We start from the raw sequence: 25,484 nt of genomic DNA on the forward strand, positions 1-25,484 counted from the left end.
CCGGTTTAGCGGTTCGGTGTATGCTCACCTGTGGTTAATGGCGCGCTCCTGTCAACACTTGTATCAAGCTCGGGATCAAGCGGACGGGTGACAGTGGCGTTCTGCGCGGGCACTTTCGCTGTAGTCGGCGAGATTTCCGTGGGCGACGGCGCGCTGCCGAAATCGGAAAAACGGTTTTTCACGGCATTGTAGTTATCGGCCGGGTTGTAGAGCGGTCCGCCATCCAGCCCCAGGTCACGCGCCTCGGCGCGACCCATCGCGGCAAGCAGCGCGAAGCCCGCGACATAGGCGTCGCGTCGCGCCGTCACCAGCGTCACCTGGCTGTTGAGCAATTCCTGTTCGGCATTGAGAATATCCAGGATCGTGCGGTTGCCGACACTGTTTTCGGCGCGGACGCCTTCCAGCGACAGCCGATTCGCGCTCACCGCAGCCTCGGACGACTGGATCACTTCAAGTGCCGAGCGCCAAACGGCAAAAGCGGAGCGCGTCTGCGCGATGACCTGCCGCTCGGCGGCGGTTGTATTCTCGATCGCCTGCGAGCGTAACGCCTGCGCCTGCCTGATCTGTGCGCCGGGGCGCCCACCCTGGAAGATCGGCAGCGACAGATTGAGACCCACCGAGGTGGAGGCACCGCTCTGCCCCACGCCAAGCCCTGTGCCCGCACCCAGCGACCCCAGATAGTTGGTGTAATTCTCGCCAACACCGACGCCGACCGTCGGCAGGCGGCCCGCCTGCGCCACTTTCACATCATAGCGCGTCGCATCGCGCTGCCGGCGGGAAGCGATCAGAGTCGGATTGTCCTGCAGCGCTACATCGACCGCCGCATCGGGCGTTGCTGGAAGATTGGGCAATGGTGGCGGCGGCTCCAGCATTCCCGGCGCGTCACCAACGAACTGGACATAGCTCTCGCGGCTGGAGATCAATGTCGCCTGCGCGCTTTGAAACTGCGCGCGTGCGAGGCTCAATCGCGCCTCGGACTGGGCGACATCGGTGCGGGTCAGATCGCCGACCTGGAAGCGATCCCGCGCCGCCCTCAGATTGGTTTCAAGCACCTTAACGTTCTGCGCGTTCAGGCTGACGATCGCCTCGTCGCGCAACACGTTGTTATAGGCGCTGACGACATTCGTGAAGGTGGTGGCCTCCGTTCCGCGCAGCCCGGCCTGCCCCGCCTCGACACGCGTTTCAGCCGCGCGAACCGAGTTGCGCACGGCACCACCAGAGAAAATCGGAACGTTGAGCGATACGGATCCCTGCCCGATCCGCTCCGGCGTGGTGAAGGAATTACCGGTGCGGATCACATTCTCCGCCACGGATCCTGTCGCGGCCACGCCGGGGCGTCCGGCCGCCCTGGCGATCGGCACGTTCTCATCGGTCGCGCGCTGCTGTGCACGCGCCGCAGTAATCGTGGGGTTGTCGTGATATGCCTTGGCGAGCGCCTCTCGGAGCGTTTCCGCAGAAGCCGGCCCGGCGAGCGTCGCGGCAAGCGCGAGGATGGATGTGTAGCGGCCCACCTTAATACCTCAGAAACTGAACCCGCGCCGCCGCGCGAACCCCGGCAGCACCACCGTTTCGATATCGGCGAAATCCGCGACCCCGAACCCGGTGCCCGTGCGTCGCCCCGTCGCCAGCCGCGTGATGCCGCGATCGATCAGCCCGGTCGCGACCCGTCCCCCTTCGCGGAGTTGCACGATCAGGCTCTGAGGCAATTCTTCCACGGCGCCATCGACAATCATCGCGTCATAGGGCGCACCGGCCGCGTACCCCTGTTCCAGGGGGCCTTCGACCAGCTCGACTGCGGCTGTATCGGCGAGCGCGGCGCGCGCGCGCGCGAGCAGATCGGCGTCACTCTCAACCGCGACGACGTGCGCAACCAAACCGGCGAGCACCGCCGCCGTATATCCGGTCGCAGCCCCTATCAGCAGCACCCGATCGCCAGGAAGCAGCCGCGCCTCTGTCAGCAGCCGGCCAGTCGCGATCGGCAGGTTCGCCGACCGGCCATTGCCGAGAGCGACAGATGTATCGCGATAGGCAAGCGCGGCCGCTTCGGACGGCACGAATTTCTCACGCGCAACCCGCGCCATCGCCGTCACGACGCGCGGATCGTTCACCGCGTTGGGGCGCAGCTGGCTCACCACCATTGCGGTGCGCATCGCCTCGAAATCATTCGTCAAGGTAGTGGTCGCCATCATCAACATGCCCTGTCGCACAACTGTTTTATTCGCGCAATACACTAAAGCGCTCATGCGGCTTGTATCGCGTCCCCGGCGCGAGGCCAACCATTGCGGCGCGCTTGACACGGCGCTGCCGCCGACGCATCAGCCCGCTCCCGCATATCGAGGCCCGATGGCGGAGTGGTGACGCAGAGGACTGCAAATCCTTGCACCCGGGTTCGATTCCCGGTCGGGCCTCCATCTTCCGCCATGAGACCGTGAAACCCGCGCCGTTTGCGGGACGATTGCGCGCGAATCGCGTTGATGCGGCGAGATATCGCGAGTGCCTCGCAATAGCTGTTGCCTGCCGCCGATTGGGTCGCTACGGCAACATCCGTGACCGGCTCCGCTCCCTCTGCCCCAGTAATGCGCCCGCCGCGCCGGCGCGTGCGCACCTGGTGGCTGAAACAGCTTCACACATGGCATTGGGTGAGCGCGGCGGTGTCGCTGATCGGCATGCTGCTGTTCGCGATCACCGGAATCACGCTGAATCATGCCGCGTCGATCGGTGCTTCGCCAGCGGTGCAGCAGCGGTCGGGCGATCTTCCGCCCCCGCTGCGCGCCGCGCTCGCCCATCCGCGAAGCAATGACGCACCGCTGCCGACGCAGGTCGCCACGGCAGTGAAGCATGAGGTCGGCCTCGATCCGATGGCCCGCGCGGGGGAATGGTCCGACAGCGAAGTCTATGTCGCGATGCCGGGCCCGGGTGGCGATGCGTGGGTCAGTATCGATCGCGCGAGCGGCAAGATAACGGCCGAGATCACCGATCGTGGCTGGATTTCCTATCTCAACGATCTTCACAAGGGCCGCAATGCGGGCGACGCATGGTTCTGGTTCATCGATGCCTTCGCCGGCGCCTGCATCCTGTTCACGATCACCGGCCTGTTGTTGCTGCAGCTTCATGCCCGCCATCGCCCGTCGACCTGGCCGCTGGTCGGCGCGGGGCTGGTGATCCCGGGGCTGATTGCCCTGTTCCTGATCCATTGAAAGGATTTTACGATGCGTTCGAGTTCCGCGCTGATGCTGACGCTGGGAGGAGCAATCGTGTCCGCTTCCGCGAACGCGGAAACGATCACCATCACCATTCCGCGGCTGTCGGTCGCGGAATATCACCGGCCCTATGTCGCGATATGGCTCGAGCCGGCAGGCGGCGGCGCGGCGCGAACCCTCGCGGTCTGGTATGACGTCAAGAAGGGCGGCAAGGAGCCGGGCACAAAATGGCTGTCCGACCTGCGTGCCTGGTGGCGCAAGGGGGGGCGCAGCCTGTCGTTGCCCGCGAACGGCGTCAGCGGTGCGACGCGTGCTCCGGGCCAGTATCAGATCCCCCTGCCCGCCGATCTGAAGCCGGGCGCCTATGTGCTCAACGCAGAGGCAGCGCGCGAGACGGGCGGGCGAGAGATCGTATCCGTCCCCCTGACGGTGCCCACCGCGAAAGGCCGCGCGGGTGGCAGCCACGAACTCGGCACGATCGAGGTCCGCTGAGCACGCCTTTCCCGGGAGCATGACCATGAACAAGCTGACAACACGCCTGCTTACCGCCGCCGCGCTGCTCTCTATGCCGGCCGCTCTTTCCGCGCATCGCATGTGGCTGCTGCCGTCGGGCACGGTCTTTTCCGGCACGGACAGCTGGGTGACGGTGGACAATGCGGTATCGAACGACCTGTTTTTCGCCGATCACCAGCCGGGCCGGAACGAATCGATCAAGGTATCGCAGCCGGACGGCACGCCCGGCGCGATCCAGAACGGCGCGACCGGCCGCTATCGCGCTGTATTCGATGTGAAGCTCGACAAGCCGGGCACCTGGAAGATCGGCGCCGAGATGACCGGCTTCATGGGCAGCTTCAAGGCGAATGGCGTGGAGCAGCGTATCGGCCGTCGCGGCCCGCCCCAGCCCGGCGCGCCCGCCCCGCTGACGATCAACGACATTCCGGCGAACGCCACCGACGTGAAGATCGTCGAAACGCTCGGCCGCAACGAGATCTTCGTCACCGCCGGTGAGCCGACGACCACTGTATTCAAGCCGACCGGCAAGGGACTGGAACTCGATCCCGTCACCCACCCGGATGAACTGATATCGGGCGAGGCCGCGCGCTTTCGCTTCCTGATCGACGGCAAGCCGGCGGCAGGAATAAAGGTGACGGTGATCCCCGGCGGCAAGCGCTATCGCGACGCGGAAGGCGCGGTGGAACTGATCACCGGAAATGATGGCATGATGACGTTCAAGTGGCCGGCAGCCGGGATGTACTGGCTCAACGCCACCGCCACCGATGCGCGGACCAGCAACCCGAAGGCGACCGAGCGGCGGATGAGCTACGCGACGACGCTCGAGGTCATGACGCCCTGAGCCACGCGCCTCGCATCGCGCTTCCAGCCGCGATCGATCCGTCGCTTCTTGCAGGCCACGATCGGACGGCGCCGATCGTGACCCTGGAGGGTGCGACGATGGGCACACGCTGGCGCATTCTCGTCTCCGCCCCGCACGGCAGCGACATGCGCGCCGTCGAACGCGCGATCGCCGCGCGACTCGCCGGGCTGGTGGCCGAGATGAGCCATTGGGATGATACGTCGCTGCTGTGCCGCTTCAACCGCGCGCCGCCGGGAACGTGGTTTTCTTTGCCACCGGACTTCGCTTCGGTAATCGCGCGGGCGCTGCTGATCGCCGGCCTCAGCGACGGCGCGTTCGACCCCTCTCTCGGAGCGCTGGTCGATCTGTGGGGCTTCGGGCCACCCGGGCCGCAGCCGGTGCCGATCGACCTCGCGATCGCCGATGCCCGTGATCGCTGCGGCTGGGAGCGGCTGGCATGGGACGCGTCACGGCAAAGCCTCCGTCAGCCGGGCCGGCTGTCGCTCGATCTGTCCGGGATCGCGAAGGGATATGCCGCCGACACGATCACCGATCTGCTTATGGCGCACGGGTTGCGGCACGCGCTGGTCGAGGTGGGGGGCGAGTTGGCCGGGCGCGGCATACGGCCCGATGGGGAACCCTGGTGGGTCGATCTGGAGAATCCGCCGGGGCTCGACCTGCCCCCGCTGCGGATCGCGCTCCACGGCATCGCGGTCGCGACCTCCGGACGGTATGTGCGGGGCGATCACAATATCGATCCGCGCACCGGAAGACCGCCCGCCAATGACGTTATTGCCGCCAGCGTCGTCGCCACCAGCGCGACGGATGCCGATGCCTGGGCGAGCGCGCTCGTGGTGCTGGGCGCGTCTGCCGGCCTTGCCCTCGCCACGCGCCACCACATCGCGGCGCGACTCGTCTTGGATGACGGGGCGGAACGGCTCAGCCCCGCTCTCCACGCGATGCTGGCGGATTAGACCAGCCGGCTCTGCTTCACCGCCGCTTCGATGAAGCTTGCGAACAGCGGATGCGGGTCGAACGGCTTGGATTTCAGTTCCGGGTGGAATTGCACGCCGACGAACCACGGATGATCGGGCCGCTCCACGATCTCGGGGAGCGTGCCGTCCGGCGACATCCCGGAAAACACCAGCCCGCCTTGCTCCATCACATCGCGATAGGCGGTGTTGACCTCGTAGCGATGGCGATGGCGCTCGTGGATCGTCGTGCCCCCATAGATCGAGGCGACGCGGCTGTTCCCACCGAGCGCCGCTTCATACGCGCCAAGCCGCATCGTGCCGCCCAGATCGCCGCTCGCCTCGCGCTTCTCCAGCCCGTCGCGGCCCATCCATTCCGTGATGAGCCCCACCACCGGCTCTTCGGTCGGGCCGAATTCTGTCGAGGAGGCGTCGGCGATCCCGCCGAGATCGCGTACGCCTTCGATACATGCCATCTGCATCCCGAAGCAGATGCCGAAATAAGGAATTTCGCGCTCGCGGGCGAAGCGCACGCTGGCGATCTTGCCCTCCGCACCGCGCTCACCGAATGCGCCCGGGACGAGGATCGCGTGGCACGGCTCAAGATGCGCCGCGATTTCCGAATCGTCGCCCTCGAACAGTTCCGCGTCGATCCAGCGGATGTTCACCTTGACCCGGTTCGCTATGCCGCCATGGACCAGCGCCTCGTTGAGCGATTTGTAGGCATCCTGCAGCCCGACATATTTGCCTACCACGCCAATCGTAACCTCGCCCTCCGGGTTGGTCAGGCGATCGACGATCTCCTTCCAGCGGGTGAGATCCGGCGGCGAAGACGGGGTGATCCCGAAGGCGCGGAGCACCTCCGAATCAAGGCCCTCGGCATGATATTGCAGCGGCACGGCGTAGATGCTCTTGGCGTCAAGCGCCGGGATAACGGCTGATTCGGGCACGTTGCAGAACAACGCGATCTTGGCGCGCTCGCCTGCCGGAAGCGGCTGTTCGCAGCGGCAGACCAGCACATCCGGCTGCACACCGAGCGCCGCCAGCTCGCGCACTGAATGCTGCGTCGGCTTGGTCTTCAGCTCCCCCGCGGCGGCGATATACGGCACCAGGGTGACATGGATCGAAATGGCGTTGCCACGCCCGACCTCGTTCTTGAGCTGACGGATCGATTCGATGAACGGCAGCGATTCGATATCGCCCACCGTGCCGCCGATCTCGCACAGCACGAAATCGAGATCATCCGTCTCCGCCTTGGCGAATTCCTTGATCGCGTCGGTAACGTGCGGAATCACCTGAACAGTGGCGCCGAGGTAATCGCCGCGTCGCTCGCGCTGGATGATCTGCTGATAGATCCGGCCGGAGGTGATGTTGTCGCTCTGGCGCGCCGCCACCCCGGTAAATCGCTCGTAATGGCCGAGATCCAGGTCCGTCTCGGCGCCGTCGTCCGTCACATAGACCTCGCCGTGCTGATACGGGCTCATCGTGCCTGGATCGACATTGAGGTACGGATCGAACTTGCGGATGCGCACGCGATAGCCGCGCGCCTGAAGCAACGCGGCGAGCGATGCCGCCATGAGACCCTTGCCGAGCGAGGAGACCACGCCGCCGGTGATGAAAATGAACCGCGCCATGGGAGTAAACGCTTAGCCTCGAACCAATGAAAACGACAAGCGCCTGCGGACCCGCAGGCACGATAAAATCCGGCAAACGGTGTTCCGCGTCAGTGCGCCAGCGGCACGCCGTTATCGGCCGGCGGCGGCGCGGCGGGCGCGGTGTTAACCGGCTGCTGCGGCTGGGCTGCCGGAGCGTTGACCGGCGCGCGTTGCAGCGAGGTATCGACCGAGGTGGTGCTGCGCGTCGCCGAGATGACAGCAAGTGCGATCGACATGAGCACGAACAACGTGGCCAGCACCGCCGTCGCCCGCGTCAGGAAATCCGCGGCGCCGCGTGCTGACATCAGCCCTGCGGGGCTGCCGCCCGAAGTAAGCCCGCCGCCCTCCGAACGCTGCATCAGGATCACCGTCACCAGGGCGGCGGCGATAATGGCATGGACGACGAGAAGGAAGGTGAACATCTGAATTCCGAAAAACTGGCCTGCGGGCCGACCGCCGGGCACATAGGCGACCACACCGCCAACATCAACCATCGCGAATTCGCGACACCGCTGAAACCACCGCGGCGTTACGGCGTTGAAGCGCCATGGACGTACCCATGTCGACCCCTTCGTACCGGATCGCCCCTGTGCCGAGTTCTTCCAAGCGCACGTTGAGCTCGTGGATGAACACGCTGGTCGATTACGTACGCTCGGGGGAGCCCGATCTGACCAACCGGCAGATGGCACTTCTCATGGTCGTCTATCTATTGCCCGGCCCGCACACGGTTCGCGGTCTTGCCCAGAATCTGAACGTATCGAAACCGGTTGTCACGCGCGCCTTGAACAGGCTGGGTGCGCTCGGCTATCTGCGCCGACAGCGCGACGACAGCGACAAGCGCAACATATTTGTCGCGCAGACATCCGAAGGGGCAGATTTTCTTGGGGAGTTCGGTCAACTCATCGACGATGCAAAGCGGGCTTCCGTCCGGCCAGGCACGCGCGCGGCGGACGTTCGCGCTGACGGGCCGGTCGCGCCCGCTAGATCCGCTGACTAACGCAGTTCGCCCGGATATCGCGGACGTTCGTCTCGCCGAATATGTGTTTGCGCCTCATTACGCCGCTGCCGTGCCGCGCGTTCTCGCGCGCGCGACAAACCTGCGCGCCTCGCGTGCACGCGATTCGGAGGTAATCGCGAAGCTCGCGTCCGGCGAAGCTTTCGAGCTGCTCGATGTGACCGGGGACGACGGATGGGGAATCGCCACCGCGCACGGTCTGGTCGGTTATGTCGACGCCACCCTGCTGGAATCGACGCAGTGAGCGCGAGTGTCTTCATCGATGGCGTGGTCGGCACCACCGGCCTCGAAATCCGCGAGCGGCTCGAGGGGCGGGACGGGCTCTCGCTCGTTCTGCTTGACGAGGCTCGCCGGAAAGATCGCGATGCGCGGCGCGAAGCGTTGAATGATGCGGACTTCGTCATCCTGTGCCTGCCTGACGATGCCGCGCGGGAAGCGGTCCTGATGATCGACAACCCGCGCACCCGCGTGATCGACGCTTCCAGCGCGCACCGGGTCGCGGACGGCTGGACCTACGGCTTTCCCGAGCTTGGCTTCGATGTCGCCAATGCGCGGCTGGTGTCGAACCCCGGCTGCTATCCGACCGGCTTTCTCGCGCTGATCGCGCCGCTGGTCCGCGCCGGGCTGGTGCCGGCAAGCTGGCCGCTGACGGTCAATGCGGTGTCCGGCTATTCGGGCGGCGGCAAGGCGCTGATCGAACGTTTCGAACGCGACGAGACGCTGGCCTATCGCGATTATGGTTTCGGGCTGGCGCACAAGCACCTGCCCGAAATGCAGCGTCATGCCGGCCTCGCGCATGCGCCGATCTTCGCGCCGATGGTGATCCGTGCCCTGCGAGGCATGGTGGTGGAGGTGCCGTTGCCGCTGGCGCTGCTGCCGGCGCGCCCGGATCGCGCAGCGATCGTGGCGGCGCTGTCCGCGGCGTTCGGCGGCAGCCCGATCGTCACCGTCCATGACGACCAGCCCGACGAACTATTGGTGCGCGAAGGCGCTGCGGGAACCGACCGGCTCGATCTGTATGTCTTCGCCGGGCCGGACGATGCGCAGGCCCGCCTCGTCGCGTGCCTGGACAATCTCGGCAAGGGCGCGTCCGGCGCGGCCGTGCAGAATCTGAACCTGATGGCGGGGCTGGACCCGCTGGCGGGCCTTACCCTCTGACCCTTCGGGAAAGATGATGCAGCGTAATCCCGTCTCAAAGCTTCTTCTGTTCGGCGCGACCGGCGATCTGTCGCAGCGGATGCTGTTGCCGTCGCTTTACGGTCTCCACGCGGACAATCTCCTGCCCGAGGATCTGTTGATCACCGGCTCCGCGCGGTCCGATCTGGATGACAAGGGATTTCGCAAATTCGCGAAGGAGGCACTGGACAAATTTTTGCCCGCCGAGCGCAAGGACGGGAAGGCGGTGGCCAGTTTCCTGGATCGGCTGTCGTACCAACCGGCCGACCTTTCGGACCAGAAGACGTTCAAGCCGCTCGCGGAAAAGGTGGGAGACGTGTCGGGCGGGCTCGCCATCTTCCTGTCGACCGCGCCGTCGCTGTTCGAGCCGGCGGTGAACGGGCTGGAAACGGTTGGCCTTGCCGGCGATACGGTGCGGATCGGGCTGGAAAAGCCGCTAGGTTACGATCTCGCCTCCAGCCGCGAGATCAACGATACGGTGGCGCGCGTCTTTCCCGAGGAGCGCATCTTCCGCATCGATCATTATCTGGGCAAGGAAACCGTCCAGAACATTCTGGCGCTGCGGTTCGGCAATTCCCTGTTCGAACCGGTGTGGAATGCGCGCGGGATCGATAACGTCCAGATCACCGTGTCGGAAACGGTCGGTCTGGAGGATCGCGCGAGCTACTATGACGGCGCCGGCGCGCTGCGGGACATGGTGGCGAACCATATCCTCCAGCTTGTCGCGCTCATCGCGATGGAGCCGCCGGCCCGCTATGATACTGGCGCGATCCGTGACGAGAAGGCCAAGGTGTTCCGCTCACTCCGACAGATGAAGCCGGACGAAGTGCCGCAGAACACGGTGATCGGCCAATATACCGGCGGTGCGGTCAAAGGCGAGATCGTCAAGGGTTACGATGAGGAACTCGGAAAGGATTCCAATACCGAGACGTTCGTCGCGGTGAAGGCGCATATCGATAACTGGCGCTGGCAGGGCGTGCCTTTCTACCTGCGTACCGGCAAGCGCCTGCCGGAACGGCATTCCGAGATCGCGATCCAGTTCAAGCCCGTTCCGCATTCGATGTTCACGGGGCGCGGTGGCCTGCTACAGCCTAATATCCTCGTCATCCGGTTGCAGCCGGAAGAATATGTCCAGCTGCTCGTCATGGCGAAGGAACCTGGCCTCGATCGTGACGGCATCCGCCTGCGCGAAGTGCCGCTGAACCTCAGCCTTGACGCGGAATTCGCTGGCACGCGCCGTCGCATCGCCTATGAACGGTTGTTGCTGGACCTTATCGAGGGCGATCAGACGCTGTTCGTTCGGCGCGACGAGGTGGAGGCGCAATGGACGTGGATCGATGCGATCCGCGCCGGCTGGGTCGCCAACGACATGAAGCCGAAACATTATCCAGCCGGAACGTGGGGGCCGTCCGCCGCGATCGCGCTGACCGAGCGGGACGGCGTCACCTGGATCGACGATTGATATTTTGCGGCAAATCCCGCGTTTGGAAGGCATATGAGCGAAGAAATCGAATGGTGGGAATATGACGACGCGGCCGAGATGGCCGATGCCGTCGCTGGAGATATCGGCTTCATCATCGAAAGCGCGATCGATGCGCGCGGCGCGGCGGTGATCGCGCTGGCCGGCGGCAAGACGCCGGTGCCGGTGTATGAAAAGCTCGCCGCGACGAAGCTGGACTGGAAGCGCGTAACGATCGTGCCCACCGACGAGCGCATCGTGCCGCTGGGTGATCCGCTCTCGAACGTCACGATGATCGGCAAGACCTTCATTCCAAAGGGGGCGCGGGTTATTCCGATCGTGCCCAAGGCGGTCGACGATTATAAGGCCGCCGGGCGCTCGGCGGATGCGCTCTTGCAGGATCTGCACTGGCCGCTCGACCTTTGCCTGCTGGGTGTGGGCGCGGACGGGCATACCGCGTCGATCTTTCCGGGTGCCGATTATGATGAGGCGCTGAATGGCCCGCGCGAGCGGCGCGCCCTGGGCGTCATGCCCGATCCGCTGCCATCGGACGCGCCGGTCGCACGCGTCAGCATCTCGCGTCAGGGCATCGTCACGGCGCGCGCGCTGATGATTGCCGTGACGGGCGCGGCAAAGAAGAAGGTGATCGAGGATGCCATCGCGGCGGGCGCTGGTTCCCCTTACCCGATCGGCCGGGTGCTTGCGGATGCGGAACTGCCGGTGGATATCCACTGGGCGCCCTGAGCGGCACGCCGCTCTTCGGGCCAGGATCAATCGTGGGAGCCTGAATGAACCCCGTCGTCAGCGCCGTAACCGATCGCATTGTCGAGCGCAGCCGCGATAGCCGCGCCCGCTATCTTGATCTGCTCGATCGCGAGCGGGAGATGTGGATCGGCCGCCCCTCGCTGGGCTGCGCGAATCTGGCGCATGCCTATGCCGGTACGCCGGAGGATCGCGAGGCGATGAAAGCCGGCGCCGGCATGAACATCGGCATCGTCACCGCCTATAACGACATGCTCTCCGCCCATGCGGTATATTATCGCTACCCGGAACTGATGAAGGTCTGGGCGCGCGAAGTGGGCGCGACGGCCCAGGTTGCCGGCGGCGTTCCGGCGATGTGCGACGGGGTGACGCAGGGCTATCCCGGAATGGAGCTGTCGCTGTTCAGCCGCGACACGATCGCGCTCGCGACCGCCATTGCGCTATCGCACGGCACGTTCGAGGGCGCAGTGCTGCTCGGCATCTGCGACAAGATCGTGCCGGGCCTGTTGATGGGGGCGCTGCGCTTCGGGCATCTGCCGATGCTGCTGGTGCCCGGCGGCCCGATGCCCTCCGGCCTCGCCAACAAGGCGAAGGCGGCGGTGCGCGAACGCTACGCCACCGGCGAATGCGGGCGCGAGGAGCTGCTGGAGGCGGAAATCGCCGCCTATCACGATCAGGGCACGTGCACCTTCTTCGGCACCGCCAACACCAATCAGATGATGATGGAGGTGATGGGGCTGCACATCCCCGGCGCCGCCTTCGTCAATCCCGGCACCCGATTGCGGCAGGAACTTACCCGCGCCGCCGTCCACCGTGTTGCCGGCATCGGCTGGCGCGGCGACGATTATCGCCCGCTCGGGCTTTGCGTCGATGAGCGCGCGATCGTCAACGCGGCGGTCGGGCTGCTGGCGACGGGCGGCTCGACCAATCACCTGCTTCACGTTCCTGCGATCGCCCGCGCGGCGGGAATCGTGATCGACTGGGAGGACTTTGACCGGCTTTCCGGCGCGGTGCCGCTGATCGCGCGCGTCTATCCCAATGGCTCCGCCGATGTGAACGCGTTCGAACAGGCTGGCGGCATGGCCTTCGTGATCCGCGAATTGAGTGCGAGCGGGCATCTGCACGATGATATATTGACGGCGGGCGGCGCTTCCCTGGCGGAAGCCGCACGCAAGCCCGCCCTTGAAAACGACACGCTGATATGGCGCGATCCGGGCGTGAGCGGGGACGATACGATCCTGCGCACGCCCGCCGCGCCCTTTTCCCCCGATGGTGGGATGCGGATCCTTCAGGGCAATATCGGCCGTGCGTGCATCAAGGTTTCGGCGGTCGAGCGCGATCGCTGGATCGTCGAGGCCCCGGCCCGCGTGTTCAGCGATCAGGTCGACGTGCTCGACGCGTTCAGGCGCGGCGAGCTGGAGCGCGATGTCGTGGTCGTCGTGCGTTTTCAGGGTCCGCGCGCGAACGGGATGCCCGAATTGCACAAGCTCACCCCGCCGCTCGGCGTGTTGCAGAACAGGGGCTTTCGTGTCGCGCTCGTCACCGATGGCCGCATGTCCGGCGCGAGCGGCAAGGTGCCCTGCGCGATCCACGTGTCGCCCGAGGCGCTGGGCGGCGGCGCGATCGGGCTGATCCGCGACGGCGACCTGATCCGCGTCGATGCGGTGGCGGGCACGATCGACGCGCTGGTCGATCCGGCGGAATGGCTGGTGCGCGATCATGCTGCCGCCCCGGCCGCGGCAGACGGCTTTGGCCGCGAACTGTTCGGCATGTTCCGCGGCCTGGCCGACGAGGCGGAAAAAGGCGCAAGCGCGATGCTGGCCGGTGCGGGGTTGTAAGCGATGGAGGTCGTCGCAGTAGATATCGGCGGCACCCACGCCCGCTTCGCGATCGCCGAAGTCGCGGACGGGCGCGTCCGGCACCTTGCCGAGCCTGTGACGCTGAAAACCGCCGATCATGCGTCGTTACAGACGGCGTGGCAGGCGTTCGCCGCCGCGCAGCCACGCGCCCTGCCCCCGGCCGCGGCGCTGTCGATCGCCTCGCCGATCACGGGCGACATGATCCGATTGACGAACAACCCCTGGGTGATCCGCCCCTCGCTGATCCCGGCACGGCTGGGCGCGGAAACCTATACCGTCATCAACGATTTCGGCGCGGTTGGCCATGCCGTGGCGCAATTGCCGCCCGATCAGTTCGAGCATCTGTGCGGCCCCGACGAGCCGATCGCCGCGAGCGGCGTGACCACGGTCTGCGGGCCCGGCACCGGGCTTGGCGTGGCGCAGGTGCTGCGCACCACCGATCGCTATCACGTGCTGCCGACGGAGGGCGGGCACATCGATTACGCCCCGCTCGACGGGATTGAGGATGCGCTGGTCAAGCGACTTCGGCATATCTTCACCCGCGTGTCCGCCGAGCGCATCTGCGCCGGCCCCGGCATTGTCGCGATTTACGAGACGCTCGCCGCCATGGAGGGCCGGTCCGCCCCTGAACGAGACGACAAGGCGATCTGGCAGGAAGCGCTGGAGGGCACGGATCCGATCGCGCTGGCGGCGCTCGATCGCTTCTGCCTCGCGCTCGGCGCGGTTGCCGGCGATCTTGCGCTGGCGCATGGGGCGAACAGCGTGGTGATCGCCGGCGGGCTGGGCCTGCGCATCAAGGATCGGTTGCTGCATTCCGGCTTCGCGCACCGCTTTATCGCCAAGGGGCGCTTCCAGTCGATGATGGCGGCCATTCCGGTGAAGCTCATCACCCATCCGCAGCCCGGCCTGTTCGGCGCGGCTGCCGCCTTCGCCCAGGAGCATAGTTGATGCCCACCATCACCGCACCGATCGACGCCATCATGCGCACCAGCGCGGTGATCCCCGTTCTCGTTATCGAAGACGCCGAAGCCGCCCGGCCGCTCGCCGAGGCGCTGGTGGCGGGCGGTCTCCGGGTATTGGAGGTGACGCTGCGGACCCCCGCGGCGCTGGATGCGATCCGCGCGATGAAGGAAGTGCCCGGCGCGATCGTCGGCGCGGGCACCGTGGTCTCAACCGATCAGTTCGAGCAGGTTATGGCCGCGGGGGCCGAGTTCATCGTTTCACCCGGGCTGACGGAGCGACTGGCGCGCCCCATCATCGACAGCGGCTTACCCTTTCTGCCCGGTATCGCGACCGCCGGAGACATCATGCGCGGCCTGGATCTCGGGCTCACCCATTTCAAGTTCTTCCCCGCCGAAACCAGCGGCGGATTGAAGGCGCTGAAGGCGCTGGCGGCGCCCTTTTACCAATGCCGCTTCTGCCCCACCGGCGGCATCACCGAAGCCTCCGCTGCCGATTGGCTCGCGTTCGATCCGGTGCTGTGCGTCGGCGGAAGCTGGGTAACGCCTGCTGGCGCGAGCATGGCGGCGGTGGAGGCGAAAGCACGGGCGGCGAGCGGTTTGCGCTGACACGTGCGGCAGGATGCGCGCGAGCAACGGCGATGACCGGGCTGGCCTTTGTCGGCGCTGCCTTCGCGGAAATCGTCGGCTGCTTCGCTTTCTGGGCCTGGCTGCGCTTGGGAAAGTCGGCTTGGTGGGTGGCCCCGGGCGTGTTGTCGCTCTGCCTGTTCGCCTATCTGCTGACTCTGGTCGAAAGCGCGGCGGCGGGGCGCACCTATGCGGCTTACGGCGGCGTCTATATCGTATCGGCGGTTCTGTGGCTGTGGCTGGCCGAGGGGGTACGGCCCGATCGCTGGGATATGGTGGGTGCCGCCATATGCCTGGTCGGCGCGGCCATCATCTTGTGCGGGCCGCGTGGCTGACCGCCCCTAGCGGCCCGGCAAAAGCCCCGCGTCGCGATAGCTTTGCGCGGTTTGCCGAAGGCCGGCCTCGCTCGCTATGCGCGGCGTCCATAGCGAGGCGGCGGGCCGTTTCGCGGGATCGATCGTCCAGTCTGGATGGCAGAAATAGGCCACGCGGTCGGCGGTCAGCTTTGCACGCTTGCCGCGCAACAGGCCGTCGATGCGCGCGCCCAGCCGCAGCAACGCCGGCGGCAGCGCCAGCGGGTGGACGCGGCGCCCGACCGCCGCACCGATCGCGACCGCGAAATCACGCTGCGTCCAGCCGCCCTCGCGCCCATCGTCCACTTCGTAGATGGTGGCGCTCGCCGGCGTTTCCGCAAGCGCCACAAGCAACCTCGCCAGATCATCGACGTGGATCAGCGACAGCACCCCCCGTGGCGGCGTGATCGCGATGCCGCGGCGTGCGAAACGGAACAGATCGAGCATCTCCATATCGCCCGGCCCATAGATCGCCGGCGGTCGCACCATATCCCAGGCGAGGCCGGACGCGGCGACGATCTCTTCTGCCTGGTGCTTCGACCAGCCATAGATCGAAAGCGCCGGCTCGCGCGCCGACAACGAGGATACATGGACGAAGCGCGTGCCCGGCGGCGTCGCGGCGGCCAGCGTGCGCGTGCCCTCGATGTTGCCGGCGACGAAGCCGGCGCGATCAGGTGAATTCACCACGCCTGCGATATGGATCACCGCATCGGCGCCCGCGACCAGCGCGGCAAGCGCCAACGGCTCATCCAGCGCGCCTGTCAGCCATGTCACCCCGGCCCGCTCCGCCTGCGGCCGGCGGGCGAGCGCGCGAACCTGGTGGCCAGCCTCCAGCGCGCGGCGGATGACATGGCCGCCGACGAAGCCGGTGCCGCCCGTCAGCGCCAGGATCACAACAGCGCCATGTGATTGCGATGAACCAGTGCGGTGCGGGGGGCATAGCCCAGAATGGCCTCCTGCTCGTCGCTGCGCCGGCCGAGCAGGCGCCGGACGTCGGCTGCATCATATTCCGAAAGGCCGCGCGCGATCGCACCGTTCGGCCCGTCGATCGTCACCACATCCCCCCGCGCGAATCGTCCCGAAACGCCCGTGGCGCCTGCGGCGAGCAGGCTGCGCCCCGTCGTCAACGCCTGCGCTGCGCCCTCGTCGACGGTGATAACGCCCTTGGCGGTCAGGCGCCCGGCCAGCCACGCCTTGCGCGCCCGCGCCCGCTTCTCCGGGACGAAAATCGTGTGGCGCGCCGCGGTCGACAATGGCCGCTCGATCCGGCCGGACGCGATCGCCAGCGCCACCCCCGCCCCACCGGCGATCCGCGCGGCCTGAATCTTGGACACCATGCCGCCAGATCCCATGCCTGACGCGGAGCCCGTATCCGCCATCGCCGCCACCTTCGCGTCGATCCGCTCGACCCGCGCGATATGCCGCGCGCCGGGGAGTGCCGGATTGCGATCGTACAGCCCGTCGATATCGGACAGCAGCACCACGCCCTGCGCGCCGGCGGCCTGCGCCACGCGCGCTGCCAGCCGGTCATTGTCGCCGAAGCGGATTTCCTCGGTCGCCACGCTGTCATTCTCGTTGATGATCGGAACGACACCGAGATGCAGCAGCCGCCCGAGCGTCGCGGCGGCATTGAGATAGCGCCGCCGGTCTTCCAGATCGTCCAGCGTCACCAGGATCTGCGCGGCTGTCAGCCCTTCACCGCCGAGCACCTCCGCCCACGTATGCCCAAGCGCGATCTGCCCGGTGGCCGCCGCCGCCTGCGCATCCTCCAGGCTGGCGCGGCCCCCTTTGGCGAGGCCCAGGCGCCGCGCGCCCAGCGCAATAGCGCCAGACGAGACGACCGCTACCTGCTGCCCCGCCCGCGTTCGTTCCGCGATGTCGGCGGCGATGCCCTCGAGCCACGCCCGCCGCACCCCGCCCTCGCCATCGACGAGCAGCGCGGACCCGATCTTCACGACGATCCGTGCACAGGTGTCTGGTGGGAACAGCATCGACGCCCGCGTTAGCGCGTGCCGCCCGCGACGCCAATCACTCGCTTGCGTCGCGCGGGCGATCAGCCTTCGACGCGCTCGAAAAGACCGTTGTCGAAGCCCTCTGTGGCAAGTGCGGCGATCCGCTCGGCAACCACGCGCGGCTCCTTCACCGATGCGGGGTCTTCGCCCGGATAGGCGCGGGCACGCATCTTCGTCCGGGTGGCGCCCGGATCGATGATCGCTGTGCGGATGCGGCTTATCTCGGCAACCTCGTCGCCATACGCCGCGACGAGCGTTTCCATCGCCGCCTTGGACGCGCCATACGCGCCCCAGTAAGCGCGCGGCTTGCGCCCCACCGAAGACGTGATCGCGATCAGCTTGCCGGCTTCGGCGCGCTTCAGCATCGGATCGAACGCCTGGATCAGCGCCACCTGGGCCGAAACGTTGAGCGTCAGCACCGCCGCGAGTTCCTTGGCGTCGATCGCCGGGACCGCCGCGAGCGAGCCGAGCGTGCCGGCGTTGAGCACCATCACGTCCAGCGCCTGCCAGCGCTCCCCCACCGCCGCGGCGAGGCGCGCGATCGCATCGGTTTCGGTCAGATCGAGCGGCGCGATCGTGGCGGAACCGCCTGCGCCGAATATCGCCTCCTCCACCGCCTCAAGCTCCTTCGCCGAACGCGCGGTGATGATGACGTGCGCGCCCCTTTCGGCGAGCGCGACGGCGGTAGCGGCCCCGATCCCGCGGGAGGCACCGGTTACGAGCGCGAGCTTCCCCGCGAGCGGCTTGTTCTGGTCGGTCATAGGTGGCTCAGGCGACGCGTTCTTCGAGCAGCGCGAATTGGTCCACTTCGGCCAGTTCGTCGTGATCGGTCAGCGTGGTTGGATAATCGCCGGTGAAGCAGGCGTCGCAATATTGCGGGCCGCGACGCGCGCGGCCTTCCTCGCCGAGCGCCTTGTAGAGGCCGTCGATCGAGACGAAATCGAGCGAATCCGCGCCGATATATTGCGTCATCGCGGCCAGATCGTGCTTGGCCGCGAGCAGCTTGGCGCGCTCGGGCGTATCGACGCCATAGAAGCAGCTATGCTTGGTCGGCGGGCTCGCGATGCGCATGTGCACCTCGGCCGCGCCAGCCTCGCGCATCATCTGCACGATCTTGACGCTGGTGGTGCCGCGCACGATCGAATCGTCGATCAGCACGACGCGCTTGCCCGCGATCAGCGCGCGATTGGCGTTGTGCTTCAGCTTGACGCCCAGATGCCGCACCTTGTCGCCCGGCTGAATGAAGGTGCGCCCGACGTAATGCGAGCGGATGATGCCCAGTTCGAACGGGATGCCGGATTGCTGCGCGTAGCCGATCGCCGCCGGCACGCCGGAATCCGGCACCGGAATGACCAGATCGGCCTCCACCGGCGATTCGATCGCCAGCTGCGCGCCGATCCCCTTGCGCACCGAATAGACCGAATGATCGCCGACGATCGAATCCGGGCGGGAAAAATAGACCCATTCGAAAATGCACGGCCGCGCCGCCAGCGGGGCGAACGGACGGATCGAGCGCATGTCGGCCCCCTGCACGATCACCAGCTCGCCCGGATCGACCTCGCGGACGAACTCGGCCCCGACCACATCGAGCGCCACCGTTTCCGACGCGAAGATGATCGCATCGCCAAGCTTCCCCATCACGAGCGGGCGAATGCCCAGCGGATCGCGGCAGGCGATCATGCCCTCCGGCGTCATCACGATCAGTGAATAAGCGCCCTCAACCTGCTTCAGCGCATCGATGAAGCGGTCGAGCAGCGAGCGATAGCTGGACGTCGCGACGAGATGAATGATCGTTTCGGTGTCGCTGGTGGACTGGAAGATCGAACCGCGCCGCACCAGTTCGCGACGTATCCGCATCGCATTGGAAATATTGCCGTTATGCGCAATCGCGAACCCGCCTGAAGCGAGATCCGCGTAGAGCGGCTGCACATTGCGCAGCGCGGTTTCGCCGGTGGTGGAATAACGCACATGGCCGCAGGCGACGCCGCCGGGCAGCGCGCGGATCACCTCGTCACGGTCGAAATTCCCCGCGACATGCCCCATCGCGCGATGCGTATGGAATTGCGCGCCATCGAACGAGGTGACCCCCGCCGCTTCCTGGCCCCGGTGCTGGAGCGCGTGCAGCCCCAGCGCGACCAGCGCGGACGCGCTCTCCGCACCGGAGACGCCGAAGATGCCGCACTCTTCGTGCAGATGGTCGTCGTCGAAAGGATGTGTGGTCAGCATGTCCGGCAAAGCTCGCGTCGTGCCGTGCCGCATATAGGGGCTGTCCCGGATTTGTCACGGTGCGATACGGGAGCAAAGCCGGCGCCCGGCGGTTTTCCTCTCATCCCCGCACTGGAGGCCGATATGCCGCGCAAGCACGCACCGCAGATCAAGGACGAGGAAATGTACGAGGCCCTGCGCGAACAGGGCAATTCCGCCGGGAAAGCCGCCCGTATCGCGAATGCCCATGCCGCCGGCACGCTGCATCCGCGCGGCGGAAAGCTGGAGGGGCGGACGAAGGATGATCTCTATCGCGAGGCGCAGAGGATCGGGATCGCCGGCCGGTCGTCGATGTCGAAGGGCGAATTGGTGAAGGCGATCCGCGACCACGGCTGAGGTGGCCGCGGCAGTTACATGTCTCCCCGCGCGCGGCGGATCGCGTACCATTTCTTCACGTTGGCATTATGCTGCTCAAGCGTGTTTGCGAACACATGGCCGCCGGTGCCGTCCGCGACGAAATAGAGCGCGGCGGTCTGCGCCGGATCGAGCACCGCGTCGATCGACGCGCGGCCGGGGTTGGCGATCGGGCCGATCGGCAAGCCGGTTTCGGCATAGGTGTTATAGCCGTTCCTGGCGCGCAACTCGGATTGGAGGATGCGGCGGCCGAGCGGTTTTCCCTTGGTGATCGGATAGATCACCGTCGGATCGGCCTGTAGCGGCATGCCGCGCTTCAGCCGGTTGGCATAGACGGCGGCGACTTCGCGTCGCTCGCCGGGTTTGCCCGTTTCCTTCTCGACGATTGAGGCGAGGACGATCGCCTGCTGCGGCGTCGTGACGGCGATCCCGGGCTTGCGACGTTTCCAGGCGACAGCGAGATAGTCCCGCATCGCTTTCTGCATCCGCGCGACGACCGACGCGCGGGTATCGCCCTTCTGATAGGCGTAGCTGTCCGGCAGGATCGAGCCTTCCGCCGGCACCGGCACATCGCCCACCAGCCCGTCGGCCTTCATCAGCGCTTCGTGCACCAGGATCGACGGATAGCCTTCAGGCACGGGAACGAGCCGCTGGCGCACCTTGCCCTGTTGCAACAGCCCCAGCACGTCCGATGCGCTCGCGCCGGCCGGGATCGCATATTCACCCGCCTTGATCGGCTGCCCATCGCCGAACACCCGCGCATAGACGCGGAAGCGCGAGGCAGACCGGATCGCGCCGGCCTTTTGCAGTTCGGTCGCCGCGCGGGCGAGCGAGGCGCCCTCCGGCACGATCACCGCGACCGGCTTAGCCGCCGGCCCGGCGCCGCTCCAGTCGTGCGCCAGCCAGCCGAGCACGGCAATGCCCAGCAGGGCAAGCAGCAAAGCGGAGCAGCCAAGCCTTTTCATGTCGCTATCGCACCCGCGCCGATCGCAATCAGACGGCCTTCATCACCAGCGACGCGTTGGTGCCGCCGAAGCCGAACGAATTGTTCAGCACCGCGCGCACCTGCCGCTTCTTGGCGACATGCGGGACGAGATCGACGCCCACGCAATTCTCGCTCGGATTGTCGAGGTTCAGCGTCGGCGGCACGATCTGGTCGCGCAGCGCGAGGATGCAGAAGATCGATTCGACCGCGCCCGCGCCGCCGAGCAGATGCCCGATCGCGGATTTGGTGGAGGACATCGAAAGCCCCCCGATCGCATCGCCGAACAGGCGGCGGACCGCGCCCAGCTCCAGCTCGTCGCCGAGCGGGGTGGAGGTGCCGTGGGCGTTGATATAATCGATGTCGGCCAGCGCGAGGCCGCTCTTGCGCATCGCCATCTCCATCGAGCGGAATGCGCCAGACCCTTCGGGATGCGGTGCGGTGACGTGATAGGCATCGCCCGAAAGGCCATAGCCGATCACCTCGGCATAGATCTTCGCGCCGCGCGCCTTGGCCCGCTCATATTCCTCCAGCACGACGACGCCGGCGCCCTCGCCCATGACGAAGCCGTCGCGGTCGCGGTCATAGGGGCGGCTGGCCCTTTCCGGCTCGTCGTTGCGCATGGAAAGCGCCTTGGCCTGCGCGAAGCCGGCGATGCCCAGCGGGCAGATCGCGCCTTCCGCGCCGCCCGCGAGCATTACGTCTGCATCGTCCATCGCGATCATCCGCGCGGCGTCGCCGATCGAATGCGCGCCGGTGGAGCAGGCGGTCACCACCGCATGATTCGGCCCCATCAGCCCGTATTTGATCGAAACCTGGCCGGAGATCAGGTTGATGAGCCGGCCGTGCACGAAATGCGGTGAAACGCGGGTCGGCCCCTTGTTCTCGCACACCAGCGATTCGCTGGCGATGCCGGGCAGCCCACCGATGCCTGCGCCGATCGAGCAGCCGGCGCGAAACCGCTCCGCCTCGCTCATCTCGGTGAGGCCGGCGTCTTCCAGCGCCTGGCCGGCGGCGTCGATGCCGTAGATGATGAACGGATCGACCTGCCGCTGGATCTTGTGATCGACGCGCTTCGAGGGATCGAAGCCATATTCGTGATCGGCCGGCTTCACCTCGCAGGCGATGCGGCATTTCTGATCCGACGCGTCGAAACGGGTGATGAGCCCTGCGCCCGAGCGGGCAGCGATGATATTGGCCCAGGCCGTTTCGACATCGGCCCCCAGCGGGGTGACGAGGCCAAGACCGGTGACGACGACACGACGCATTGCAACTCTCCGAAAAATGACAACAGGCCCAGCCCGTGTGGGGCTGAGCCTGTCGAAACCCTGTCCTGCCAATTCTCCGTCGCCGGTGAAGGGCAGCCCTTCGACAAGCTCAGGGCGATCAGGACAGTCGGGTCTGGATAATCAGCCCCGGTTCAGCCCTTGTGCTCGTCGATATAGGTGATCGCGTCCTTGACGGTCGTGATCTTCTCGGCGGCGTCATCGGGGATTTCCACACCGAATTCTTCCTCGAACGCCATCACCAGCTCGACGATGTCGAGACTGTCGGCACCGAGATCGTCGATGAAGCTTGCATCCTCGGTCACCTTGTCGGCTTCGACGCCGAGATGCTCGACGACGATCTTCTTCACGCGGTCGGCGGTCTCGCTCATTCTCGTGCCCTCATATCGTTGGGTGTTATTGATTCCTGAACGCAGCTAGAACGGCTAGCGGTTCGTGGCAAGCGGTGCTTGATGCCGGGCATCGGGATTGGCGGCCCGGCGCCGTAGCTAGATCATGGCCATCCCGCCGTTAACATGCAGCGTCTGGCCGGTCACATAGCCCGCCTCCTTCGACGCCAGATAGACGACGGCGGCGCCAATGTCTTCCCCCGTGCCCAGATCGCCCGCCGGAATTCTTCCGAGCAACGCGGTTTTCTGCGCTTCGGGCAACACATCGGTCATGGCCGATCGGATGAACCCGGGCGCGACACAGTTCACCGTGATGTTGCGGCTCGCCAGTTCCTGCGCGAGCGCCTTGGACATGCCGACGACACCCGCCTTCGACGCGGCATAATTCGCCTGGCCGGGATTGCCGGTCTGCCCCACGACCGACGTGATCGAGATCACGCGCCCGAAACGCTGCTTCATCATCGGCCTGGCGGCAGCGCGAATCAGGCGAAACGCGGCCTCCAGATTGACCGAGATCACCTGCTGCCACTCCTCGTCCTTCATCCGCATCGCGAGATTGTCGCGCGTGATGCCGGCATTGTTGACGAGGATATCGAGCCGCCCGCCCAGCGCCTCCACGGCGGCGGGCACCAGCGCATCGACCGCCGCCGGATCGGAAAGATCGGCCGGCACCGCTACATGGTCGCCGCCCAGGCTTCCACGAAAAGCGTCGAGCTTTTCGGCATTGGAGCCGGAAACGGCGAGCCGCGCGCCCTGCGCCGCCAGCGCCTGCGCGATGGCCGAGCCGATCCCGCCCGAGGCGCCGGTGACCAGCGCGGTCATGCCTGTTAGGTCGAACATCAATATCTCCGTAAAATCACAGCGCCTTGAGCAGCGCTTCGATATCGTCCATCGACAGGACGCTGATCGCATTGGCGTCCGGCGCGATGCGCTTCACCATCGGGCCGAGCACCTTGCCGCCGAATTCGATGAATGTGCCGACACCCGCTTCCTGCATCGCCAGCACCGATTCGCGCCAGCGGACCATGCCGGTCACCTGCCGCACCAGGCCGGTGCGGATCGTCTCGACATCGCTCACCGCGCGGGCATCGACGTTGCAGTAGAGCGGCACCAGCGGGGCGCTCAGCCGCGCCTCGCCAAGCGCCTTTTCCATGGCGTCGGCGGCAGGCTGCATCAGCGGGCAGTGGAACGGCGCGGAGACGGGGAGCAGCAGGGCGCGCTTGGCCCCGTGCTCTTTCGCGATGGCTATGGCCCGATCGATCGCGTCCTTATGGCCGCTGATGACGACCTGCGAGGGATCGTTGTCATTGGCCACGGTGCAAACCTGCCCCTCGGCGGCGGCGGTGGCGATCGCCTGCGCCTTGTCGAGATCGGCGCCGAGCAGCGCGGCCATCGCCCCCTCACCCACCGGAACCGCGGCCTGCATGGCCTGTCCGCGCAGCTTGAGCAGCCGTGCCGTGGTGGCAAGGTCGAACGTGCCGGCCGCGCACAATGCGCTATATTCGCCCAGCGAATGGCCGGCGGCGAAATCCGCCTTGTCGGCCAGCGAGACCCCGCCCTCGCGTTCCAGCACGCGCAGCGTGGCGATGGCGTTGGCCATGATCGCGGGCTGGGCATTCTCGGTCAGCGTCAGTTCGTCGGCGGGCCCTTCGGCCATGAGCCGGAACAGTTTCTGGCCAAGCGCCTCGTCCACTTCCTCGAACACCTCGCGCGCATGGGCGCTGGCATCGGCGAGCGCCTTGCCCATGCCGACTGACTGGCTCCCCTGCCCCGGAAAGATGAACGCGCGCATGCTGCCTCCTTGATCGAAGCGCGCGGCGTAAGCGCGACAGCGCCGCGCGGTCAACCTTGCGTGCGGACGAGCAGCATTTCGGGGCCGGGCGCAAACATCCGCCGCGCGATCGCATGGGGGACGAGCGCCTCCAGCCCCAGCGCCCGCAGCACCATGCCCAGCCGCGTCGGCGGCGAGGGATAGCGCGCCACGATCACGCCGGACGGCCGGGCGCTCGCCGGAACGACGACCAGCCCGCCGGGCGCGGCGGGGGCGTAACGCAGGTTGGCGAGGTGCGCGAATTCCATCGGATAGTGCGCGCGTCGCACTTCATGCGGGGCGCCCGCCACGATCTCGCGCGGATGACGGCGCGCCGCATCGACCAGCACCTCCATTTCCCAGTGCGGGTGGGCGTTGCCGACACTCATCAGCAACAGATTGCCGCCGATGATCGCGGCGAGCAGCCCGGTGCGCCACGATGCGGAGAGCCGGTCCAGCCATATCGCCACCGTCACCGCGGCGGCAACCGCCGCCAGCGTGAAATAGCGCGGGTTGAGCACCAGCTTGGTGTAGAGCACCGCCACCAGCAGGAAGCTTGCGCCCGCCATCGCCGCCAGCACGAGAAGCCGTTGCCGCGCGGGCTCGCCAAGCCCGCGCGTCGCGCCGAGCATCAGCGCGATCCCGGCCAGCCAGAAGAGCAATCCGAAATCGTCGTTGACCAGCAGCACCAGCAGCGGATCGATCGGCGGCCAGAGCAGGAAATTGCCCTCGAGGTTGGCGGCGCGGTCGATATGCTCGTCGTGGTGGAAGGCGATGGCGTAGCGGCGCAACGGATCGCCCGTCAGCGCATATTGAAACAGCGCCTCCGCGCCGAGCACGAGCACGACGCCAAGCCCCGTCGCGATCAGCACACGGCGCGGAATCGGCCGCCCGATCAGCAGCATCGGCACGAAGGCGAGCAGCGGCAGCACGCTTGTTTCGCGACAGAGGATCGCGATCCCGAAGCACACCCCCGCTCCGCCCCCCTGCCACAGG

At 66.6% G+C, this 25,484-nt stretch carries 28 protein-coding genes and 1 tRNA gene; 15 read left to right on the forward strand and 14 right to left on the reverse strand.

The window, feature by feature from the left end:
* Window positions 1-5: 5 nt before the first annotated feature.
* Window positions 6-1,511, reverse strand: coding sequence for a TolC family outer membrane protein (locus tag FFS35_RS08370; protein ID WP_171007566.1), 1,506 nt, complete (start codon window positions 1,509-1,511; stop codon window positions 6-8).
* Between the two features lie 9 nt (window positions 1,512-1,520).
* Window positions 1,521-2,189: a protein-L-isoaspartate O-methyltransferase gene (locus tag FFS35_RS08375; RefSeq protein ID WP_137786622.1), complete on the reverse strand. Its 669-nt coding sequence runs from the start codon at window positions 2,187-2,189 to the stop codon at window positions 1,521-1,523.
* Between the two features lie 148 nt (window positions 2,190-2,337).
* On the opposite strand from FFS35_RS08375, the gene FFS35_RS08380 reads away from it, so the two are divergent.
* From FFS35_RS08380 to FFS35_RS08400, 5 genes are all read left to right on the forward strand, one after another.
* A tRNA-Cys gene (locus FFS35_RS08380) sits at window positions 2,338-2,411 on the forward strand.
* 165 nt (window positions 2,412-2,576) lie between these two features.
* Complete coding sequence (locus FFS35_RS08385) at window positions 2,577-3,197, forward strand: PepSY-associated TM helix domain-containing protein (protein ID WP_137786665.1); 621 nt, start codon at window positions 2,577-2,579, stop codon at window positions 3,195-3,197.
* A 12-nt stretch (window positions 3,198-3,209) separates the two neighbouring features.
* On the forward strand, window positions 3,210-3,692 hold the full coding sequence (locus tag FFS35_RS08390) for a DUF2271 domain-containing protein (RefSeq protein WP_171007567.1): 483 nt from the start codon (window positions 3,210-3,212) through the stop codon (window positions 3,690-3,692).
* Between the two features lie 25 nt (window positions 3,693-3,717).
* Window positions 3,718-4,554 carry a DUF4198 domain-containing protein gene (locus FFS35_RS08395; protein WP_137786623.1) on the forward strand — a complete coding sequence of 279 codons (837 nt, stop codon included), beginning with the start codon at window positions 3,718-3,720 and terminating at the stop codon, window positions 4,552-4,554.
* Between the two features lie 77 nt (window positions 4,555-4,631).
* Window positions 4,632-5,528, forward strand: coding sequence for an FAD:protein FMN transferase (locus FFS35_RS08400; protein ID WP_349290321.1), 897 nt, complete (start codon window positions 4,632-4,634; stop codon window positions 5,526-5,528).
* Here FFS35_RS08400 and FFS35_RS08405 read toward each other — a convergent pair.
* Both FFS35_RS08405 and secG read right to left on the reverse strand, forming a co-directional pair.
* Complete coding sequence (locus FFS35_RS08405; protein WP_137786624.1) at window positions 5,525-7,159, reverse strand: CTP synthase; 1,635 nt, start codon at window positions 7,157-7,159, stop codon at window positions 5,525-5,527. The two genes, FFS35_RS08400 and FFS35_RS08405, sit on opposite strands and share 4 nt — an antisense overlap.
* Window positions 7,160-7,248: 89 nt before the next feature.
* Complete coding sequence (gene secG / locus FFS35_RS08410) at window positions 7,249-7,602, reverse strand: preprotein translocase subunit SecG (protein ID WP_137786668.1); 354 nt, start codon at window positions 7,600-7,602, stop codon at window positions 7,249-7,251.
* Window positions 7,603-7,805: 203 nt separating this feature from the next.
* On the opposite strand from secG, the gene FFS35_RS08415 reads away from it, so the two are divergent.
* The 9 genes from FFS35_RS08415 (at window position 7,806) to FFS35_RS08455 (ending at window position 15,372) form a co-directional block, all read left to right on the forward strand.
* On the forward strand, window positions 7,806-8,177 hold the full coding sequence (locus FFS35_RS08415; RefSeq protein WP_249341535.1) for a MarR family transcriptional regulator: 372 nt from the start codon (window positions 7,806-7,808) through the stop codon (window positions 8,175-8,177).
* Window positions 8,178-8,247: 70 nt separating this feature from the next.
* Window positions 8,248-8,439 (forward strand): SH3 domain-containing protein, encoded by a 192-nt coding sequence (locus tag FFS35_RS20305; RefSeq protein WP_249341531.1) that lies wholly within the window; start codon window positions 8,248-8,250, stop codon window positions 8,437-8,439.
* Window positions 8,436-9,353 carry an N-acetyl-gamma-glutamyl-phosphate reductase gene (gene argC / locus FFS35_RS08425; RefSeq protein ID WP_137786626.1) on the forward strand — a complete coding sequence of 306 codons (918 nt, stop codon included), beginning with the start codon at window positions 8,436-8,438 and terminating at the stop codon, window positions 9,351-9,353. Before FFS35_RS20305 ends, argC begins: the two co-directional genes overlap by 4 nt.
* Window positions 9,354-9,366: 13 nt before the next feature.
* The gene (gene zwf / locus FFS35_RS08430) at window positions 9,367-10,833 is read left to right on the forward strand and encodes a glucose-6-phosphate dehydrogenase (protein WP_137786627.1); all 1,467 of its coding nucleotides are present in this window, start codon (window positions 9,367-9,369) and stop codon (window positions 10,831-10,833) included.
* A 33-nt stretch (window positions 10,834-10,866) separates the two neighbouring features.
* Window positions 10,867-11,574, forward strand: coding sequence for a 6-phosphogluconolactonase (gene pgl / locus FFS35_RS08435; protein ID WP_137786628.1), 708 nt, complete (start codon window positions 10,867-10,869; stop codon window positions 11,572-11,574).
* A 44-nt stretch (window positions 11,575-11,618) separates the two neighbouring features.
* Window positions 11,619-13,430 carry a phosphogluconate dehydratase gene (edd, locus tag FFS35_RS08440; RefSeq protein WP_137786629.1) on the forward strand — a complete coding sequence of 604 codons (1,812 nt, stop codon included), beginning with the start codon at window positions 11,619-11,621 and terminating at the stop codon, window positions 13,428-13,430.
* A gap of 3 nt (window positions 13,431-13,433) precedes the next feature.
* Window positions 13,434-14,399: a glucokinase gene (glk, locus tag FFS35_RS08445; RefSeq protein ID WP_137786630.1), complete on the forward strand. Its 966-nt coding sequence runs from the start codon at window positions 13,434-13,436 to the stop codon at window positions 14,397-14,399.
* Window positions 14,399-15,019 (forward strand): bifunctional 4-hydroxy-2-oxoglutarate aldolase/2-dehydro-3-deoxy-phosphogluconate aldolase, encoded by a 621-nt coding sequence (eda, locus tag FFS35_RS08450; RefSeq protein WP_137786631.1) that lies wholly within the window; start codon window positions 14,399-14,401, stop codon window positions 15,017-15,019. Before glk ends, eda begins: the two co-directional genes overlap by 1 nt.
* Window positions 15,020-15,051: 32 nt before the next feature.
* Window positions 15,052-15,372 (forward strand): YnfA family protein, encoded by a 321-nt coding sequence (locus FFS35_RS08455; RefSeq protein WP_137786632.1) that lies wholly within the window; start codon window positions 15,052-15,054, stop codon window positions 15,370-15,372.
* Window positions 15,373-15,378: 6 nt separating this feature from the next.
* Here the strand turns inward: FFS35_RS08455 and FFS35_RS08460 are convergent, their stop codons facing one another.
* The 4 genes from FFS35_RS08460 to purF form a co-directional block, all read right to left on the reverse strand.
* On the reverse strand, window positions 15,379-16,284 hold the full coding sequence (locus FFS35_RS08460) for an NAD(P)-dependent oxidoreductase (RefSeq protein ID WP_137786633.1): 906 nt from the start codon (window positions 16,282-16,284) through the stop codon (window positions 15,379-15,381).
* Window positions 16,281-17,381 carry a glutamate 5-kinase gene (proB, locus tag FFS35_RS08465; protein WP_137786634.1) on the reverse strand — a complete coding sequence of 367 codons (1,101 nt, stop codon included), beginning with the start codon at window positions 17,379-17,381 and terminating at the stop codon, window positions 16,281-16,283. Before proB ends, FFS35_RS08460 begins: the two co-directional genes overlap by 4 nt.
* A 62-nt stretch (window positions 17,382-17,443) precedes the next feature.
* On the reverse strand, window positions 17,444-18,163 hold the full coding sequence (locus FFS35_RS08470; protein WP_137786635.1) for an SDR family NAD(P)-dependent oxidoreductase: 720 nt from the start codon (window positions 18,161-18,163) through the stop codon (window positions 17,444-17,446).
* 7 nt (window positions 18,164-18,170) lie between these two features.
* Window positions 18,171-19,628: an amidophosphoribosyltransferase gene (gene purF / locus FFS35_RS08475; protein ID WP_137786636.1), complete on the reverse strand. Its 1,458-nt coding sequence runs from the start codon at window positions 19,626-19,628 to the stop codon at window positions 18,171-18,173.
* Between the two features lie 123 nt (window positions 19,629-19,751).
* Between purF and FFS35_RS08480 the strand changes: the two genes are divergently transcribed.
* Window positions 19,752-20,003 carry a Rho termination factor gene (locus FFS35_RS08480; RefSeq protein ID WP_137786637.1) on the forward strand — a complete coding sequence of 84 codons (252 nt, stop codon included), beginning with the start codon at window positions 19,752-19,754 and terminating at the stop codon, window positions 20,001-20,003.
* Between the two features lie 14 nt (window positions 20,004-20,017).
* Here FFS35_RS08480 and mltG read toward each other — a convergent pair whose 3' ends face one another.
* From mltG to FFS35_RS19965, 6 genes are all read right to left on the reverse strand, one after another.
* Window positions 20,018-20,986 (reverse strand): endolytic transglycosylase MltG, encoded by a 969-nt coding sequence (mltG, locus tag FFS35_RS08485; protein WP_137786638.1) that lies wholly within the window; start codon window positions 20,984-20,986, stop codon window positions 20,018-20,020.
* A gap of 28 nt (window positions 20,987-21,014) precedes the next feature.
* Window positions 21,015-22,271 carry a beta-ketoacyl-ACP synthase II gene (gene fabF, locus FFS35_RS08490; protein WP_137786639.1) on the reverse strand — a complete coding sequence of 419 codons (1,257 nt, stop codon included), beginning with the start codon at window positions 22,269-22,271 and terminating at the stop codon, window positions 21,015-21,017.
* Between the two features lie 152 nt (window positions 22,272-22,423).
* A complete protein-coding gene (locus FFS35_RS08495; RefSeq protein WP_019515010.1) occupies window positions 22,424-22,660 on the reverse strand; it encodes an acyl carrier protein in 237 nt (78 codons plus the stop codon).
* A gap of 117 nt (window positions 22,661-22,777) precedes the next feature.
* Window positions 22,778-23,518, reverse strand: coding sequence for a 3-oxoacyl-[acyl-carrier-protein] reductase (gene fabG / locus FFS35_RS08500; RefSeq protein ID WP_137786640.1), 741 nt, complete (start codon window positions 23,516-23,518; stop codon window positions 22,778-22,780).
* Between the two features lie 16 nt (window positions 23,519-23,534).
* Window positions 23,535-24,470 (reverse strand): ACP S-malonyltransferase, encoded by a 936-nt coding sequence (fabD, locus tag FFS35_RS08505; protein WP_137786641.1) that lies wholly within the window; start codon window positions 24,468-24,470, stop codon window positions 23,535-23,537.
* A gap of 50 nt (window positions 24,471-24,520) precedes the next feature.
* The coding region (locus tag FFS35_RS19965) for a hypothetical protein (RefSeq protein WP_171007568.1) at window positions 24,521-25,484 on the reverse strand (964 nt) is incomplete at its 5' end.

It is taken from the genome of Sphingomonas sp. 3P27F8 (assembly GCF_005502745.1).
In the GTDB taxonomy this organism is placed as follows: Bacteria; Pseudomonadota; Alphaproteobacteria; order Sphingomonadales; family Sphingomonadaceae; genus Sphingomonas.